Source organism: Micromonospora sp. NPDC005197 (assembly GCF_040608295.1).
GTDB lineage: Bacteria > Actinomycetota > Actinomycetes > Mycobacteriales > Micromonosporaceae > Micromonospora.
Map to the genome: position 1 here is coordinate 11,953 of NZ_JBEXHY010000048.1, position 18,082 is coordinate 30,034.

The following is an 18,082-nucleotide window of genomic DNA, read 5'->3' on the forward strand; positions in this document are numbered from 1 at the left end:
CTCGCCCTTCGGGCCGCGGTCGTGACCACCGAGCATGCGGACGGAGTGGTTGTCCGCATGGCGCTCGCCCGGTGAGCCGGTTCGGATTGACACCCTTTCGTCGTTCCTGGTTGCGCCGCGCTGAACGGTGAGTGACCCTATGTGCGCGATGTCCACGCTGCTCAATGCCATCTCGAAGTGGGCAGTCTGAAAGGCGGTGTCATGGGCCAGACCCCGCGGGCGCTTCAACCGTCCATGTCTGAGCGCCACTTCTTCGGTGCTGAGTTGCGTCGGCTGCGGGAGCACGCCGGCTTTTCGCAGGCGCGGCTGGGTACCATGATCCGATTCAGTGCCGACCTTGTGCGTCGAGTCGAGACGGCGGACCGGTTCCCCTCGCGGGACTTCGTCGAGGCATGCGACAAGGCGCTGACGACCGGTGGCGCCTTGATGCGCCTGCTACCGCTGCTCGAGAAGAATCGGGTCAACGCGGGCAAGCTAGCGACGGCGCCGACGGGCGTCATCACCCTGCTCTCCAGTCAGTCGGCTGAGACCTCGGGATTGGCCGACATGGTTGTTCGGGTTCCGTTCCAGCCAGGTGTCCTCGATCGCGCCGCTCTGGACTGGCTGAACGCTGCTGCGGGACCCCGACTGTCTGCGGCCGGCCGGCCCGGTTCACCTGATCAGGTTCGCGAGGAGGACCTCAGCTCCGCTGAGACCGCTCTGGCGATGTTCCGTCAGCTGGACCACACCCACGGTGCCGGACGTGTCCATGCCCAGGTGCAGCGGTACGTCGAAGGCGAGCTAAACCGATTGCTGGCAAACACCCCCGTCTCGGAAGCGATCGGTCGGCGCCTGTACAGGCTGGCGGCGGGCTTCTTCGAACTGTGTGGGTATCAGGCAGTCGACACCGGTGCCCACGGTCTTGCGCAGCGCCGCTATTTGCGCGCTCTGCGGCTGACGCAGGCCGCCGACGACCGCCTCTACGGCAGCTACCTGCTCGCCGTGAACATCGGCCACCTGGCGCTGCACTGCGGCCATCCCGAGCCGGCGCTGCGGATGGCGCTCACGGCGGTGAGGGGTAGTGAGACTCAGGTGACGCCCGCCGTGGAAGCCGCCCTACACGCCGTGGTGGCGCGGACGTACGCCCGCCTCGGACGGGAAAGCGACTGCTTGGTCCACCTCGACATCGCAGAGCGGCAACTGACTCGCAGCAGGGCCGAGGACGAGCCGCTGTGGATCCAGTACTTCGATCCGGCCTATCTCGCCGACGAGCTTGCCCACTGTTTCCATGATCTGGGCCGGCCGCAGCAGACCCAACGGCACCTGGGCGATGCCCTTGCCGCGCTGAGTCCCACACATGTCCGCCGACTGGCCATCGACACCGCGCTCCTGGCCTCGTCGTTGGCTGCCGCTGGCCGCATCGACGAAGCCTGCGCCGCCGCCCGAGTGGCGGTGGATCACGCCGCGCGGACCACTTCGCACCGCTGCTTGGAGCGCATCGTTGAGGTGCAAGCCGACCTTGAGCCCTACCGGTACGAGTCGGAGGTCCGTGAGTTCGGCGAGTATGTGCGTTCTCAGCTACCGCTGGCCGCCGTGTAGTCCCCGCACTCGGCAGCCGCAGCCGTCATCACGAGACGGTAGTGCGCGAGTTCCGCTTCCAGCGCCGTGCCGGCCCGGGCGGAGGTCGCCACGTAGTGGCCGACGTCGGGAAGGAGCAGCATGTCGTGGGGCACGCCGTGAGCTGTCAGTTGTTCTGCGAGCTCTCGCACATCCTCGACCACCGCCACGTCATCGGCGGTGCCGTGAACGAGCAGCACCGGCCGCTGAACGGTTGCGGCATCGACCCGCCCGGCACCGCCTCGCAGCCGTCTGGCGTGCGCGCGCTGAAACCGAGGCACGGATTCCACCCAACGGTCGGGATCCACGATCGCTGATACGGCGGTGGCGGCGGCGAATGGACCGTTCTGCGCCACCGCGTGCAAGGCTGTGTATCCGCCGGCGCTGGCTCCGCGGATGAAGACTTGGCCCGGCACGGCTCGTCCTGTTGCGAGCAGATGGTCCGCCACCGCCGCGCAGTCATCAACGTCGTCGAGGCCCCACCGGCCGTACAGCGCTTCCCGGAAGACCCGGCCGTACCCGGTGCTGCCGAGATAGTCGACGTCCACGACGGCGAACCCCCGACTGGTGAAGAACTGCGCCTGCCAGTCCAGACGCAGAAGGCACGAGGCGGTTGGCCCCGGGTGTGCCCTCACGATCACCGGTGCCCGCCAGTCTGCTGCAGAGGCCGTCGGCGGATACACCAGGGCAACTACCTCTCGATCACCCGCGACATTAACCCGCAGTTCCGTCGGCTTCGACACTTGCGCCCCGTCGAGTTTGGCGTGCTCCGAGCGGGCAAGCACCTCCACCTGAGGATCGGCGGCCGTGAGATGCACGAGCGCGACCTGTGGGGCGGCGGTCGGCGACGCCCCGATCAACGCCACCGTCGTTCCTTGAACGGCCAGATAGGGCTTGATGGACGTATAGGGAAGGTCGACCGGAAGAACAGTGCCGTCAGGGTCGATGACGACGAGGCGGTGCCGCGCGGCCCGTCCTGCACCGCCACGACGATCCGGCCGTCGTCAAGGAAGTCGTACGACGCGTAGCCCAGCTCCCACGGCTCTGCGGCGCACTCACCTGCGATCGGTGCCACCGGCTTCACCTGGTGGCCGTCCCACCGGTAAAGGTTCCACCAGCCGCTGCGGTCTGTCACGAAGTACAACGCCCCGTCGGGTCCCCACCTCGGCTCCACCGCCGACTCTTCCGAACCGCCAGCGAGCTTTACCGGGTTCCCGACCTGGCCACGCGGCGAGTAGGAGGCGACCCATATCTCACACCCATCCCAGGGCATGTCGCGCTCGCTCCAAGTGGTCCAGGCCAACATGCCTGGACCCGGCCGAGGTGCGCCGAAAAATCCCCGGGATGATGCGAGAGCCCGTATGTCCGGGACGCCGGTGAGCGGCACCGCGATGAGGTCGTCACCATGCTCTGACTCCCGCACAGCCAGTAACTCGCCGTCGCCGATCGTCAGGTCGCCGAAGGATCCCAGGCTGACCAACTCGAGTTCATCGTCGTGAAGACGGCTCCGGTAAAGGCCGTCTCCGCCGACGCACCACAGCGTCCCGTCAGTGACAGCGAACGCCCCGCCTCCGTACGCGTGAACGCCGCTGGTGACGTCGAAGCCCTTCGGACTGACGTCTCGCGCACCCTCGCCGGGTCGCCAACACGTCACCGTCGCGACCCCGCCGGCTTCGGGTCGAGTCTCCAACCAGTACAGCGCGCCATCCCCGGCGCGCAGCTGGTCGTAGCTCACTGAGGCGCGAACCGCGTCCTCCGTCGAGATCGCAGCGATCCTGTCCGCCAGCCTCACAGGTCCTCCTCGAACAACTTCCTTGCGCGACTGGGCGCCAGCGAGCCTTCGTCGACGGGCCTCCGGGCGCTGGCGACGGCGCGGCAGAAGTGGTCGTGCCGCCGCCGGCGCGAGTGCTCCTCAAACAAGGCCGACTCTACGCGCAAGCCTTTGTCCCTGTTGCTGGACGGCACGGTTCGAACTGCCGCCAGCCACTCGCGTTCGGGAGCGACAAATTCGATGCGGACAACATCCTTTGTCCGCATTTCCGGTATCGACCACGCCATTCGAATCGAGCGACCATTCGGAGCGTGAAGCAATTCACGCGCGGCCCCAACATTGGGACGTTTCGCCGCCGCCGACACGAGCCTTTCGGAAGGGTGCGATGCAGCTACAAGATGAATTGACGCGCTACGGCTACCGCCAGGAGTTGGCCCGGAGGCTTCGGTTTCGGGACCTGGTCGCGTACGGGTTGGTGTACATGGTGCCGATCGCGCCGATGGCGATCTTCGGCAGCGTCTATGCCGGCTCCGGTGGGATGGTGGCTCTCGCGTACGCCATCGGCGTGGTGGCGTTGGTGTTCACCGCGTTCTCATATGCGCAGATGGTCAAGGCGTTTCCGATGTCGGGCAGCGTCTACAACTACGCGGGCCGGGGTATCAGTGCGCCGGTCGGGTTCCTGGCCGGCTGGGTGATCCTGCTCGACTACGTGCTGGTGCCGGGGCTGTTGTATCTGGTGGCGTCGGTGGCGATGCACTCCACCGTGCCTGCGGTGCCGGTCTGGTTGTGGTTGCTCGGCTTCGTCGCGGTCAACACGGTCGTCAACTCGGTCGGGATCCGGATGACCGCGATGGTGACCCGGGTGATGCTCGTCGGTGAGCTGATCGTCCTGGCAGTCTTCCTCGCTGTCGCCGGTTGGGCTCTTGCCTCTGGCAAGGGCCGGTTCAGCTGGGACGCCTTCTACAACTCCGACACGTTCACCTGGTCCCTCGTGGCCGGAGCGGTGTCGATCGCGGTGCTGTCCTTCCTCGGCTTCGACGGCATCTCGATGCTGGCCGAGGAGACCAAGGGCGGTTCCCGGCAGATCGGCCGAGCCATGGCTGCCGTGCTCATCCTGGCCGGCGTGCTGTTCATCGCGCAGACCTGGCTGGCCGCGATGCTCGTCCCGGACCCCGCCGGTCTTCTCGCGGAGGGCGACCCGAACGGGACCGCCTTCTACGACGCCGCAGCCGCAGCCGGCGGCGGCTGGCTGGCCACCCTGTGCGCGGTGGCGACGGCGATCGCGTGGGGCCTTCCGAACTCGATGGTCGCGCAGGTCGCCACCTCACGCCTGCTGTATGCGATGGCCCGGGACCGGCAGTTGCCCGCCTTCTTGGCGAAGGTGTCGATCCGTCGGAACGTGCCGATCAACGCGACTCTGCTCACCGGCGGCGTGTCCCTGGTGCTCGGCCTGTACATGGCGACGCGGGCGGACGGGATCACGGTGCTGTCGTCGCTGATCAACTTTGGGGCGATGGTCGCGTTCCTGGTCCTGCACGTCTCCGTGGTCGTGCACCACCTCATCCGCCGGCGCAGTAGCAACTGGTGGGCGCACCTGGTCATGCCTGGCGTCGGGTTCGCGATCCTCGCCTATGTCGTGGTCAATGCGAACATCGCCGCGCAGCGCCTCGGCCTGGCGTGGCTCGCCCTCGGGGTGGTCGTGCTCGCCGGCCTGTACCTGTCCGGCCGCCGTCCCGCGCTGTCGGGTCTGGCACCCGCGCAGCCGCAGGCCCGTGACGTGGAGAGGGTGTGACTGGCATGGACACGATTACTTACCGTCCGGCTCGCGATGAGTTGGCCTACACCTTTGGCGGCCGGATGCCGGTGGCCCATATCCGCTCCGGCGACGTGCTGCGGGTGTTCACTGAGGACTGCTTCGGCGGTCTCGTGCGCGGACCGGCGGACTTGCCGTCGCGGGTGTGCCGGATGCCGTACCTGAACCCCGTGTCGGGGCCGTTCTTCGTCGAGGACGCCGAGCCAGGCGACACCCTCGCGATCCACCTCGCCACCATCGAACCCGCCCGGGACTGGGGCGTCTCGTCGACGTTCCCGCACTTCGGGGCGCTCACCTCGACCTCGCACACCGCCACCCTGCAGCCGCCACTCGAAGAGCGCGTGTGGGTTTACGACATCGACCGGCAGGCCGGGACGGTCCGCTTCCACGCGACAGGCAGTGACCACAGCGTCGACCTGCCCCTGGACCCGATGATCGGCACGATCGGCGTCGCCCCGGGCGGGTTCGAGGCCCGCTCCACGATCGTCCCCGACGCCCATGGTGGCAACCTTGACACCCCCGAGCTGCGCGCCGGGAGCACCCTCTACCTGGGGGTGAACGTGCATGGGGCGATGCTCGCCCTCGGCGACGGGCACGCCCGCCAGGGCGAGGGCGAAGCCTGCGGGGTCGGGGTGGAGATCGCCACGACCACCACAATGATCATCGAGATCATCAAAGGGACCAGCACCGTGTGGCCCCGGCTGGAGACCGACCGGGAGATCATGTCGGTCGGCTGCGCCCGCCCCCTGGAGGACGCCTACCGGATCGCCCAGCGCGATCTGGTCGGTTGGACGAGCACGCTGACCGGCCTGGATGAACTCGACGCCTACCAGCTGATGTCGCAGGCGGGACGGGCGCCGATCGGGAATGTGTGCGACCCGAATTACACGGTCCTCGCCGCCGTCGACAAGACGCTGCTCCCGGCCCCAACCGCCGCCTACGGCAGGGTCCATGCCCGGTTGCGGCAGCGCGCCGCCGGGCTGCGATAGGGAGCCGGCGATGACCGCGTCGACTCCTCAACTGCCGCTGCGCGACGAGCTGTTCCTGCTCGGCCATAACGATGACACCGGCCAACCTCACGTCCACCGCCAGGCCCTCGCCCTCGGCATGGCCGGCGCGGTCCTGATCGACCTGTTCCTCGCCGGACGGATCGCCCTCGACGACGCCCGCCCGGGCGGGCACCAGCGGCTGTGGTTGCACCTGGACCGACCCGTCGGCGACTTGATCGCCGACACCGCCATCGCCTCCGTCCGCTACGCCAACCCCGCCCCACCCCTGCGGGGATGGCTGACCTGGTTCGCCGACGACCTGTACGAACGCACCCGCGCCGGCCTACACGCCGGCGGCATCCTGCGCCACACCACGCATCGCCGCCTTGGCGGCCTGGCCCGCGGCGACCGCTACCTCGCCACCGACACCAAATGGGCGGTCGTCGCCCGGGCTCGGCTGCGTTACCTCGCCGTCGGTCGGGACCAACCCGACAACCACACCGCCGCCCTCGCCGGGCTCGTCGCCGTCCTGGGCCTGACCGAACACCTCTACCTCGACGAGGACACCGCCGCCCTCACCGCTCAACTGCGGGCCATCGCCGAACAGCACCACCGGCAGGTACGAGACATAACCACGGCCGTCGACGCCGCAGTCGGTGACCTCGCCACCGCCGCCTACCGCTAGCCACCCGAGGGACAAGGAGACCGAATCGATGGACACCGACATGCGCATCCGCGCCGCCCGCTGGGCAGACAAAGATCCCGTCGCCGCGCTGATCGCCACTGCCCTGCATCCGACCCCGCTCGCCGCGTGGCTCGTACCCGACCCGGCCGGGCGGCGCCGGGTACTGACCGATGTCCTCGCGATCTGGGTGGAACACGCCATGTTCTACGGCGACAGCCACGTCACCGACGACCTGACCGCCGCCACCGTCGGCTTTCACCGCTACCGGCCCATCCCACCACCGGCCAACTACCGCAGCAGGCTGCTCGACGCTGCCGGTCCGCACGCCGACCGTTTCGACCAGCTCGACACCCTGCTGGCCGAGCCTCGGCCCACCGAGCCGCATTACCACCTGGCGTTCCTCGCCGTACACCCCGACGCCCGAGGCGCGGGGCGGGCCACGGCGATACTCACCCACCACCGCAGCCGACTCGACCGCATCGACCTGCCCTCCTGGACCGACACCACCACCGACGCCCACACCCTGTACACCCGCCACGGCTACACCCCACGACCACCGATCAGGCTGCCCGACGGGCCGACGCTGTGCCCGATGCGCCGCGATCCCGACCGCAATTCCGACACCTCGCCCACCAACCGGGCCCGCCCCGCCGCAGCCGATCAGACAAGCGCCGCCCCCTCAGCGGCACGACGTTGAGGTTTCAGCGGCAGGAGATGCCGCGGCGCATGACGCCCGCATTTCGCCCGAGCTGACCGCGGCTGTCGACGCCTGTCGCCGTGGCCGGGCCTTCCCGCCACGCCGGCCAAGCGGTCAACGCCACCCACGTCCGAGCATCAACGAGCTGTCCGAGGAACGTCGAGCCGATGGCCCACCCCCGCAAGTACTCTCACGGCTTCATCGACGCCACGGTCCAACGGGTGGCCGCCGCACGGGACAACGGGCACCGTGGTCCGATCTCCGCGGTCGCCCGCGAGCTGAACCTCGACCGGCGTCTCGTGCAGGAGTGGGTCAGCAGGACCCGAACCACCAGCGCCGCCCCACCCGCCCCGCTGCCCGAGGCCCAGCCGGTCGAAGACCCGTCACGGGTTGTTCTGCCAGCCGAACTTCTGCTCTGCCGCACCTGCGAACAACCCATGACGAGCACTCCTGACGGCGACCGGCTCGTCTACCAATGCCCGGGAAACTGCCGGCCGCGCGGACTCGACGCCGCCGCTGTCGCTGACACCGTCGGTCGTGCGATCCTGCGCCACACACCCGCCATCATCACCGCCACCGGCCACCCCAAGAGCGCCAACCTCGCCGCCGCGCACGCCAGCCGGGTCCTCGCCCGCATCACCGCCGGGCACACCGCCGCCGACCTGCGCTTCACCTGGCGCGTCGCCTTCGCCCCGGCAGAAACACGCCACGCCTGCCCTCGCCGATCGGCTGCGCTCAGCCCGAACTCTCGCCCGCCACCGACCCCGTGCGCGCCCGCGAGGTCCTGCGTGACGCCCTCGCCGGCGTCGACCCAGCCACCGCCGAGGCGAACCCCGCCCTCGCCGACGCCGCGCACCTGCAAGCCGAGTTACTCATCCGCCTCGGCAACTCCGCCGCCGCGATCCGTTGGGCCAGCTACGCCCACCACAGTCACGCGCACCTGCACGGACCCTCCGCCCGGCCCGTCCTCGCCGCTCTGCACACCCTCGCCACCGCCCAACGGCAGGCGGGGCATCACCAACGCGCGTACTACGCCTACCGGCACCTCGCCGACCAACTCACCGTCACCGCCGGGCCGGGTGCCCACCCCACCCTCGCCACGCAGGCCACCCTCGCTCTGTCCTGCGCGACCTCGGCCACTGCGGCGCCGCCCGACACCTCCTCGCCGACACGATCACCACGCACCGCCGTGCCCACCCCCACCACCCCGCCACCGCCCGCATGCTTCAACACCTGAACGAGCTGCGGCGGCACTGCGCAGACCGCGGACACAACCACCCCGACATCGAGTTCGATGCCGCGGAAAACCAGCGGCAGCACAGCCAGGCGGGGAACTGAGACCTTTCGGCACCGCCGACGGTCACGTGTCCATCCGTCGAGCAGTTGGTGCGCGTGCGACCGGACCGACAGGCCGACGGGATCTGTACCGTTGCGTCAATGAGCACCGAGTCCTCACAAGCGGATTCGAGGGCGGTCACTGGCGCCCCGCCATGAACGACTCACAACCGGGGAACCCTTCCGCTATCACTTCCGAGGGCGGTCACAGCGCCGAACCGCCGAGCCTTCACGTCCCCGCCCACCCCGTGGGCCGGCAGACCGGTGTCGGAGCGAACCCGATCCGGGTCCAGGTACTCGGCACACCGACAATCCTCGGCGTCCCCGACGGTCAGCACGTCCGCCCACAGGCGATGGAGTTCCTCGTCTACCTGATCGTGCGCGGAGGATCGGCCTACCAGCACGACATCCTCGGCGACCTCATCCCCGAGCCACCCCACCGCCTGGCCACGCAGCGGCTGCACACCTACACCTACAACCTGCGCCAGACGTTCCGCTCCATCAGCGGAGACAACACCTACCTGCGGCTGCGCCGACACCACTACACCCTCAACACAGACGCCTTCGACATCGACCTGTGGACCATGCGCGACGCCATCACCGCAGCCCAACATGCCACCAGCACCGAAGCCACCACCGCCGCCCTACGCCACGCCGTCGCCGCCTACCGCGGGCCCCTCGCCGCCGACACCGGATATCCATGGCTCGCCCGACACCAGCAAGCGGTATCCCGCGAGTTCCTGACCGCGGCCGTCAACCTCGCCGAGGCACTCGCCCACCGCCCCGCAGAAGCCCACGCCGTCCTCGACACAGCCGCCCACCACCACCCGGACGACGAACTCCTCGCCGCCGCTGCCACCATCCGTGATCGGTTGGGCTGACTGCCGCCCTCGCCTCCGCCGCTGCCACGAACGACCTGAAGGTCTCTGCACTAACTAAAACGGCTTCTGTCAGATTCTACGAACGCCTCAACTTTGTGATCTTGCAGAATTCATCCGATCGACTGACGCTTAGAGCGGGATAAATAACGTCAGAACGGACACAGGTGAGTCACACCACAACCACCGTCGCCAGATGCGGATCGGACCACAATCCACTCCGCGTCACCGAGACGCGTAGCCCAACCATTCGACTGGGCGTACGCCGCCCGATCCTGTCACCGTTGTGAGGCCGGACCTCCCGGAACCCACTCGTTCGCGAACGTCTCCATCTGGCGAATGACCAAGTCGACGGCCGCGCGCTCGTGGTCCGGCGGATAGTCGAAGCGGGCCAGCAGACGGCGGATGTGGCTGCGGAGCTTGGCACGTACCGGCTCGCGCGAGAACCAGTCCACCGTGATCGACGACTGGATCGACTTGACCAGCTGCCGGGCGATCTCCGCCAGGGTGCCAACGCCCATGAGCTCCGTGGCCGCGCCGTTCTGCGCGACGGCGTCGTAGAAGGCCAGTTCGGCGTGGTTGAGCGGGGGGTCGAACTGCTGGCCGCGCCGAGCGTCCGCGGACACCTGCTTGGCCAGCTCAACCAGCTCGACGATCAGCTGCGCGCTGGTCAGCTGCTGCCGCATGTAGCGGTTCATCAGGTCTTCGAGCTGGGCGGAGAAGCGTTCCTGACGGACTACGTTGTGCTTGGTGACCTCGCGCATCTTTCGCTCGATCAGCCGGCGCAGCGCTGCGGCGGCGAGGTGCGGGGTCTCCGAGTTCTGCAGGCGCTGCAACGCCACCCCGTTGAGCTCGGTGATGTCGAGCTTGCCGAGGCCCGCCTCCTCGTAGATGTCGGTGATGTCGGCGGCGTCTACCACCTCGGCGGCGAGCTGGGACAGGTAACGTTCGACCTCGGCCGTGTTGGGCAGGCCTTTGGCCTCCCGGTCGGCGGCCTCCTCCTTGACGATCCAGACCCGAACGTCGCGGAAGTAGTGGATGTCGCGGCGCATCTGCTGGATGTCGCCGGCGCGTTCGGCGAAGTCGCGGCTGGTGGCGCAGAGCGTGTAGAACCGTTCCAGCCGGCCCGCTGCCTCGCGGAAACGCCGGTGCAGCGGCTTGGCGCCGGGCTCCACGTCGTTGCCGGGGGTACGCGGGTTGCGCAGGAAGTTGGCGGCCTTCTTCACTGCTCGGCGCCAGCGGGTCGGGTCCGTCTCGTCGTCCAGGATCTCCCGCCACTTGACCGGCGCCAGAATGGCCTCGAGGACGGAGATCTCGTTGTGCACCTCACTTATGGCACGCTCGATCTCGCGGCCGAGGGTCTGGTCTTCCTGGTCGCTGGGCGTGTACTCGGTGAGCGCCTTGCGCAGGTTCTCGGTCAGCGGGGCGTAGCCGACCAGCAGGCCGTCCTGCTTCTCCCGGAACCGGCGGTTGACCCGGGCGAGCGCCTGCATCAGGTTGGCGCCCTTCATCGGCCGGTCCATGTAGATGGTGTGGATCGGCGGCGCGTCGTAGCCGGTGAGCAGCATCGAGTGCACGATCAGCAGCTCCAGCTCGTCGTCCGGGTCCTTGGCGCGAGCCTGGATGGTCTTCTGCTGCGACGGGCGCGCGTGGTGCGGGCGCAGCACCTCCTCGTCGCTGGGCACCCCATGGAAGACGATCTTCATCTTGCCCTTGTCGACGGCGGGGTCCGCCCAGTCGGGCCGCAGCTCCTTAAGGGCGTCGAAGACGCGGACGCAGATCTCCCGGGTCGCGCAGACGAGCATGGCCTTGCCCGGTCCGCCGAGCTGCGGGCGCATCAGCTCCCGCCGCTTCTCCCAGTGCTCGACGAGGTCCTTCGCGAGGGTCTCGACCCGGTCGGGGGCACCGTAGACGGTGTTCATGGTGGCCGCGTACGCCTCGGCCTTACGCCGCTCCGCGTCGTCCAGGCTGGCGGTGAGTTTCTCCACCTGCTCGTCGATGCTCTCCGGGTCGATGTCCGGCGGCAGCGACACCGGAATGATCCGAGGCTCGTGGTAAACCCGCACGGTCGCCTCGTCGTCGACGGCACGCTTCAGGTCGTACACGTCGATGTAGTCGCCGAAGACGGCGCGGGTGTTCACCTCGACGGTGGCGATCGGGGTGCCGGTGAAGGCGATGAACGTAGCGTGCGGCAGCGCGTCACGGAGATGCCGGGCGTAGCCGTCCAGGCTGTCGTAGTGGCTGCGGTGCGCCTCGTCCACGATCACCAGGATGTTGCGCCGGTCGGAAAGGAGCGGATGCGGCCTCCCGGCCTCGCGCTCTTGTTTCGTACGCCCGAACTTCTGCAACGTGGTGAAGATGATGCCGCCGGCGTTCCGGTTCGAGAGCGTGTCCCGCAGTTCGGCGCGGGTGTCGGCCTGCTCCGGCTCCTGGCCCAGCAGAGTCTGGCTGTCCAGGAACGTGTCGAAGAGTTGGTCGTCGAGGTCGGTGCGGTCGGTGAGCACCACGATGGTCGGGTTCTTCAGGGCAGGGTGCCGGGCGGTCAACGCCGCTGTGCACACCATCTCCTCGGACTTGCCGGAGCCCTGGGTGTGCCAGACGACGCCCGCCTTCCCGTCGCTCTGCGATGCCCGCACGATGCACTCGACGGCCCGGACGACCGCGAAGTGTTGATGCGCCTTCGCGATCCGTTTCGCCTTCGACGTGAAGTTGACGAAGCCGCTGGTGAGTTCCAGGAAGCGCCGCTGGTTGAACAGTCCGTAGAGGGCGACGATGAGCGCTTCCGGACCGTCGTAGTCAGAGCTCGCGGTGTCGACGAGCTCGCCCTCGTCGTCGATGTTCCACGGCGCGAAGTGCTCGTAGGGGGTGAACGGGGTGCCGTACTTCGCGGTGACCCCGTCGGAGATCAAGCACAGGACGGCGTGGCGGAAGGCGAGCGGGAAATCCGCTAGGTACGCCTGAAGCTGGGCGTGCGCGCCCGTCAGGGTGGCGTTCTCGTCGGCGGCGTTCTTCAGCTCGACGATCGCGACCGGCAGACCGTTGAGGTACAGCACGATATCGAACCGGCGCCGGAAATCGCCGTCGACGATAGTGACCTGGTTGATCGCCCGGTAGACGTTGCGGCCGGGGTCGTTCAGGTCGGCCAGACGTATGGTGGGGGTGTGCTCGGCACCGAACGCGTCGGTGTAGGAAACCGAGCGGATGCCGTGGACCAGCCGCTCGTGGGCCGCGCGGTTCTCGGCGAACGCCTCCCGGGAGGCGACGTCGGTGGCGGCCCGGACCGCGTCGGCGACCGCCGTGGGCGGCAGGTCGGGGTTGAGCCGCTCGACCGTGGCCCGCAGGTCCTCGACGAGCACGAGATCGGTCCAGGTCTGCCGCTGCCCCGACCCCGGCGCAAAATCCTTCCCGGCACCCGGCTCCCAACCGAGCTCACCGAGCTGATCCAGCGCAAGCGCCTCCCAGTCCGCCTCGCTCATCCAACCGCCCGCACCCATCCCCACCCCTCCCCATGGACCCTTTACCTACCTAAACCGCTTCTTCGAGAATCTTCTCCGCGTCCCTGACCCGCACACGCCCCGACATCAGCTCCGGCAGCAGCCTGTCCCGTAGCGCGGCCAGCGTCAGAGACTCTTGCTCTGCTACTAACGCGCGTTGCCACAGGCTCCCTGCCTGCCGGTCGAGGCGGGCGATAGCATCGGGGATCAGCACAACCACCTCTTCGTCTAGGTGGCGTCGCTGAATATGCCCCATCGTGGTCGCCTTGTCTGCGGCGATGGCACGATAGTCGGCTAGCTTTGATTTCACCGCTTCGAAGGCAAGCCACTTCGGATTGTCGCCGCGCGGAATCACCTTGAAGATGTGCTGGTTAATAATTGCCTCGGGCCTGAACCAGCGCGCGACCGCAAGAGACCCGGACCAAGAGAATAATATGTCGCCGGGGCGGGCAAGGTGCTTCTCGTCCACCGCTATGTCGTTGTATACCGTTGACGGTCCCGGGCCGGAGTTGATTTCCGCGATACGGACTACCATGCGGCCGTTCCCAGTCGCATCTTTTGTGAAGGCGCGGCCGTTAATGAACTCGGCAACCTGCGACAACGGCTGGGCAAGGAAGTCGTTTGGCCTTTGTTCTTGCGCGTCCTGCAGTAGCGATGAACGAAGGGCGTCGGCCGTGACGGCGATGCGGTAGTTGACCGCAATCCTGTCATCCAGCGCACCTAAGAGTTCGGATACTGCTCTCTGGGTCCGCAAATCCGGTAAAGGAATAGGTTCGGTTTCGGCGAACCTCGTAAAGTGGAAGCGAGCTACACCTGTGTGTTGAATCTGATGCTTCCACATTTCCCCAGAGGAGTGCAGATATTGGAGATACCAATAAATGTATCGAGGGTCGGCTGATGCCTGATCGATTCTGAGGTATCTAGCAAAGCTGGCGCACGTCACCGGCCCCGAAAACTTAGACAGGATTGCCGAGGTGACCAGCAGAGTTCTTCCTGTGGGTCGATCTTTGGAGCCGCCAGCGGTTTCAATCAGGATGTCATTTGGGCGAAGGGTTCGCCTATCCAGTGAATTCTGTGGCAAGTAGCGGAGCGGAACTCCTGCCAGTTGTCCGCGACGCACTGTAGGGAAATCTGCACCCCGGATGATGCGCGTCGGTATGCCCGGTGGCCCCTCCGACCCCCAATCACCGTCCTTCGAGGAGGTAAGGAGGTCTCGGAGGACGGCTTCACGGACGTTAGACATCGATATTCCCCAGTTGGTTACGAACGAGAATGTCGAGCCGGGACGACTCGTCGAAGTGGGCGTACAACTCCTTGGTGAGGCGTTCGATGCGATCGGCGAGCGGCTCGGCGTCCGGGTCCTCTTCGGCTTCGGCTGCGCCGACATAGCGGCCGGGGGTGAGGACGTGGTCGTGGGCGGCCACCTCTTCGAGCTTCGCGGAGTAGCAGAAGCCGGGAATGTCCTCGTACGTCTGGCCCTTGGTCTTGGCGGACCTGGTGCCGCGCCAGGCATGGTAGATGTCGGCGATCTTGGCGATGTCATCGTCAGTGAAGACGCGCTCGGCGCGGTCGACCATAGTGCCGAGATCGCGGGCGTCGATGAAGAGGATCTCGCCGCGCCGGTCAGTTAGTGCCTTCGCACCTTGCGGGGTCTTGTCCTTGGTCAGGAACCACAGGCAGGCGGGGATCGCGGTGGTGCGGAACAGGTTCGGCGGGAGGGCGACCATGCAGGCCACCAAGTCCCTCTCCACCATTTCACGGCGGATGTCGCCTTCGCCGGACTGCTTGGAGGACATCGAGCCGTTGGCGAGGACGACGCCCGCGCTGCCGCGGTCGCCCAGCTTGAAGAGGATGTGCTGGAGCCAGGCGTAGTTGGCGTTGCTCTGCGGCGGCGTCCCGTAGCGCCAGCGCGGGTCACCCGCCCTGCGGGCCCAGTCGCTCATGTTGAACGGCGGGTTGGCCATGACGAAGTCGACCCGCCGGTCCGGGTGCTTGTCGTCGGCGAAAGTGTCGGCCCAGCGGTCGCCGATGCCGATCGGGTCCATGCCGTGGATGGCGAGGTTCATCTTCGCCAGCCGCCAGGTGCGCTCGTTGGCTTCCTGCCCGTAAACGGCGATGTCGTGGGTGTGGTCCCGGCCGGCGCGGGCCTCGACGAACTTCTTGGACTGTACGAACATGCCACCGGACCCGCAGCACGGATCGTAGACCCGGCCCTCGTAAGGCTCCAGCACCTCGACAAGGACCCGCACCACGCTGGACGGAGTGTAGAACTCGCCGGCCCGTTTGCCCTCGGCGCGGGCGAAGCGCTCCAGGAAGTACTCGTAGGTCTCGCCGAGGACGTCCTGCGCCTTGCGGTCGCCGTGGCCGGTGAAGCGTGCGTCGCTGATCAGGTCGACGAGTTCCTTTAAGCGCTTCTGGTCGACGTTGTCCCGGTTGAAGATCTTCGGGAGGACGCCGGTCAGCGCCCGGTTCTCCTGCATGATCGCGTCCATGGCGTTGTCGAGCAGCTCGCCGACGCCGCTGGGCGCGTTCTCCACCAGGTAGTCCCAGCGGGCGTTCTCCGGGACCCAGAAGACGTTGGCGCTGGTGTACTCGTCGCGATCGTCGAGGAACTGGGCGCGGCGGTTCTCCGGTATGTCGGAGAGGCTGTCGGCGATCTGGTCGCGGCGTTCGGCGAACGCGTCTGAGACGTACTTGAGGAAGACCAGGCCGAGGACGAACTCCTTGTACTGTGCGGCGTCCATGGAGCCGCGCAGCTTGTCGGCGGCCTTCCACAGGATGTCCTGGATTTGCTTGGTGCTGGACACGCCGAACAGCTCGGCCTGGCCGTTGGCGCGTTTACGTGGGGGCACTGTGTGTTCCGTTCTCTCGTTCAGGAGTTCGTACCGTACAGAGTCGTGAGGGTGCCGTCGGCGAAGCCGGTCACGATGAGTTCGCGCAACGTGGCCAAGAGGTCGGCCTGCCGCTGCAGCAGGTCATCGCGTTCCTCCAGACGGCGCAGCACGTCGTCCAGGCGGGCCGCCTCGCCCCGGGCCAGGTCGGGAATCGTGGCGTCCATCAGTCTCGGGCCCCGCACTGCACCAGGGCTGCGTGTCATGTTGCGGGCGGTACCCAGGAGTGCCGCCAGCACTCGGGGAGTGAGCGGGTCGCCAAATGAGATGCGCAGGCCGCTGGCGGGGAACTCGATCACCGAGAAGCCGTCGTTGTCGAGGAGGACCCCGAACCGGGGGACGCTGGTGACCACGATGTCACCAGGTTCGGTGAGGACGACCTGCGAATACTGCGCGGCGAGGGTGAGCCGGTCCATCCAGCGCTTGGACGACTGCGCGAGTACCTCCGCAGCGCCGATAACCCGGTGGTGACCTCGCGGTCCGACATGCTCGGGGTTCAGGCGGTGTCCGGTGAGGGGGCGGACCCGGCGAGCCGTTCGGAGCGCCTCGCAAGAGAGCTCCTTCGGCCTGATCCCATCGCGCTGTACCGCTCCGGTGTTCAGGAAGCCGTTCTCCTTCCCGTACCGGACGGCCTCCTGCTCCGCGTCGGTGAGACGACCCTCGACCTCGCCGACGAGTGCGGGGCGGTCGGCGGCCAGGCGGGCACGCAGGGTGACTGACGCTGGACCGGGTGGCCGGAGCGCGGCAGCCCGGCGTAGGTCGAGGCTCTCCAGCGGGACGATTCGGCCGGTGCGCGGTTCGTGGCCGTCGCTGCGGTGACCCTCGGCGCGCCAGAGGAGGATGTCCTCGGCCGCCGACTCGACAGCAGGTTGGTCAAGCGCGTGACCGCTGAGGTCGGCGAGTAGCACGCGGCCCTTGGCGGCGGGGATCGGGTCCCTGGTCAGCAGCCACAGAGCGGCGGGATGGCCTGGCCTGGCCGGGTAGACGCCGCCCGGCAGTTGCACAATTGCCTCGACGATGCCGCTGCTCAGCAGCGCCGACCGGCGCAACGCCGCCTGCCCGTCCCGTAGTTGGTCGACGAGGCTGCTGGCGGGACCGACGACGATGGCCGTGCGGCCCGGACCGAGCAGATCGGCGATCGCTTCGACCCGGTTGAGGTCGGCGAGGGCGTTCCGGTTCTCCGCCGGCTGGTAGGGCAGCCGGGTGACGATGAGGTCCGGCTCAGCGAACTCCTCGTTCAACTCATCGGCGCGCACGTCGAACTGGAACTCGGGCAACTCGGCGAGGAGTAGCTGCCTGCGCACCAGGCGGGCGAGTTCCTCGTCGGCGACGACCGCGTTGACTCGCAGACTGTCGCGGTCCTGGTCGCTTACCAGCGCTGTCAGTAGGTCGCCTGTGCCCGCGTTGCCGTCGGCGATGGTTACGGCGCGATGGGCGCGCAGTTGGGTCGGCACGTCGGCCACCCGACGGATTAGGGCCACCGTCTCCGGGGTGAGTGCGTCCGCTGTCAGCTCGGGCCAGCCGAGGCGGTTGGCGGAGTTGAGCAGGAACTGACAGCTGTGCCAGGGGTCGAAGGCTCCCTCGATCAGTTGCTCGACCAGTTGGGCGAGCCCGGTCGGTTCCGGGGCGTCAGCCAGCTCGTGCAACAGAAACTCGTCATCGGGATCGAGACGGCGGGCCAGCGGCAGAGGATCGGCTGGCAGTGCCTGGCCGGTGAGGTGGCGGAGGCAGAGCGCGGCGCCGAGGACGACGATCGTGCGTCGGCCGCCGTGCCGCCGGGCGTACGCCGCCAGCGTGTGCATGGACCGCTCGGCACCCAGGGTGTCCGGGTCGGCGTGGCCAAGCCCGCTACGGAGTAGCCAAGCCACGACCGCGTCTGCGGGAAACAGGAGCTGTCCATGGTTGCCCGGCACGGGCGCAGGGAAGTCGGGGT

The 18,082-nt window shown here is 67.8% G+C and carries 14 protein-coding genes; 7 read left to right on the forward strand and 7 right to left on the reverse strand.

The window, feature by feature from the left end:
- Positions 1–201: 201 nt before the first annotated feature.
- A complete protein-coding gene (locus tag ABZU46_RS17535; protein WP_354858914.1) occupies positions 202–1,578 on the forward strand; it encodes a helix-turn-helix transcriptional regulator in 1,377 nt (458 codons plus the stop codon).
- Here ABZU46_RS17535 and ABZU46_RS17540 read toward each other — a convergent pair.
- Both ABZU46_RS17540 and ABZU46_RS17545 read right to left on the reverse strand, forming a co-directional pair.
- On the reverse strand, positions 1,554–2,462 hold the full coding sequence (locus tag ABZU46_RS17540) for a prolyl oligopeptidase family serine peptidase (RefSeq protein ID WP_354858863.1): 909 nt from the start codon (positions 2,460–2,462) through the stop codon (positions 1,554–1,556). The two genes, ABZU46_RS17535 and ABZU46_RS17540, sit on opposite strands and share 25 nt — an antisense overlap.
- A complete protein-coding gene (locus ABZU46_RS17545) occupies positions 2,453–3,388 on the reverse strand; it encodes a hypothetical protein (protein ID WP_354858866.1) in 936 nt (311 codons plus the stop codon). Before ABZU46_RS17545 ends, ABZU46_RS17540 begins: the two co-directional genes overlap by 10 nt.
- Before the next feature lie 364 nt (positions 3,389–3,752).
- On the opposite strand from ABZU46_RS17545, the gene ABZU46_RS17550 reads away from it, so the two are divergent.
- Genes ABZU46_RS17550 through ABZU46_RS17565 form a run of 4 tightly spaced genes read left to right on the forward strand, consistent with a single transcriptional unit; the run spans position 3,753 to position 7,551 of the window.
- Positions 3,753–5,159, forward strand: coding sequence for an APC family permease (locus ABZU46_RS17550; protein ID WP_354858868.1), 1,407 nt, complete (start codon positions 3,753–3,755; stop codon positions 5,157–5,159).
- Entirely contained in the window at positions 5,156–6,169 is a 1,014-nt protein-coding gene (locus ABZU46_RS17555; RefSeq protein WP_354858870.1) for an acetamidase/formamidase family protein, read from the forward strand. Before ABZU46_RS17550 ends, ABZU46_RS17555 begins: the two co-directional genes overlap by 4 nt.
- A 10-nt stretch (positions 6,170–6,179) precedes the next feature.
- Complete coding sequence (locus ABZU46_RS17560) at positions 6,180–6,854, forward strand: GPP34 family phosphoprotein (RefSeq protein ID WP_354858872.1); 675 nt, start codon at positions 6,180–6,182, stop codon at positions 6,852–6,854.
- A 28-nt stretch (positions 6,855–6,882) separates the two neighbouring features.
- The gene (locus tag ABZU46_RS17565) at positions 6,883–7,551 is read left to right on the forward strand and encodes a GNAT family N-acetyltransferase (protein WP_354858875.1); all 669 of its coding nucleotides are present in this window, start codon (positions 6,883–6,885) and stop codon (positions 7,549–7,551) included.
- 383 nt (positions 7,552–7,934) lie between these two features.
- Here ABZU46_RS17565 and ABZU46_RS17570 read toward each other — a convergent pair whose 3' ends face one another.
- The gene (locus ABZU46_RS17570; RefSeq protein WP_354858878.1) at positions 7,935–8,261 is read right to left on the reverse strand and encodes a hypothetical protein; all 327 of its coding nucleotides are present in this window, start codon (positions 8,259–8,261) and stop codon (positions 7,935–7,937) included.
- Positions 8,262–8,317: 56 nt separating this feature from the next.
- Here ABZU46_RS17570 and ABZU46_RS17575 point away from each other — a divergent pair, with 56 nt between their 5' ends.
- Together ABZU46_RS17575 and ABZU46_RS17580 are read left to right on the forward strand one after the other, a co-directional pair.
- Complete coding sequence (locus ABZU46_RS17575; RefSeq protein ID WP_354858880.1) at positions 8,318–8,788, forward strand: hypothetical protein; 471 nt, start codon at positions 8,318–8,320, stop codon at positions 8,786–8,788.
- Positions 8,789–9,134: 346 nt separating this feature from the next.
- Positions 9,135–9,767, forward strand: coding sequence for a BTAD domain-containing putative transcriptional regulator (locus ABZU46_RS17580; RefSeq protein WP_354858882.1), 633 nt, complete (start codon positions 9,135–9,137; stop codon positions 9,765–9,767).
- Between the two features lie 275 nt (positions 9,768–10,042).
- Here ABZU46_RS17580 and ABZU46_RS17585 read toward each other — a convergent pair whose 3' ends face one another.
- From ABZU46_RS17585 to ABZU46_RS17600, 4 genes are all read right to left on the reverse strand, one after another.
- A complete protein-coding gene (locus ABZU46_RS17585; RefSeq protein WP_354858886.1) occupies positions 10,043–13,240 on the reverse strand; it encodes a type I restriction endonuclease subunit R in 3,198 nt (1,065 codons plus the stop codon).
- 49 nt (positions 13,241–13,289) lie between these two features.
- Positions 13,290–14,099, reverse strand: a complete 810-nt coding sequence (locus ABZU46_RS17590; protein WP_354858888.1) for a hypothetical protein — start codon at positions 14,097–14,099, stop codon at positions 13,290–13,292.
- Positions 14,100–14,493: 394 nt separating this feature from the next.
- Positions 14,494–16,110, reverse strand: a complete 1,617-nt coding sequence (locus tag ABZU46_RS17595) for a class I SAM-dependent DNA methyltransferase (RefSeq protein ID WP_354858891.1) — start codon at positions 16,108–16,110, stop codon at positions 14,494–14,496.
- A 20-nt stretch (positions 16,111–16,130) separates the two neighbouring features.
- A complete protein-coding gene (locus tag ABZU46_RS17600; RefSeq protein WP_354858893.1) occupies positions 16,131–17,951 on the reverse strand; it encodes an SAM-dependent DNA methyltransferase in 1,821 nt (606 codons plus the stop codon).
- Positions 17,952–18,082 lie beyond the last annotated feature (131 nt).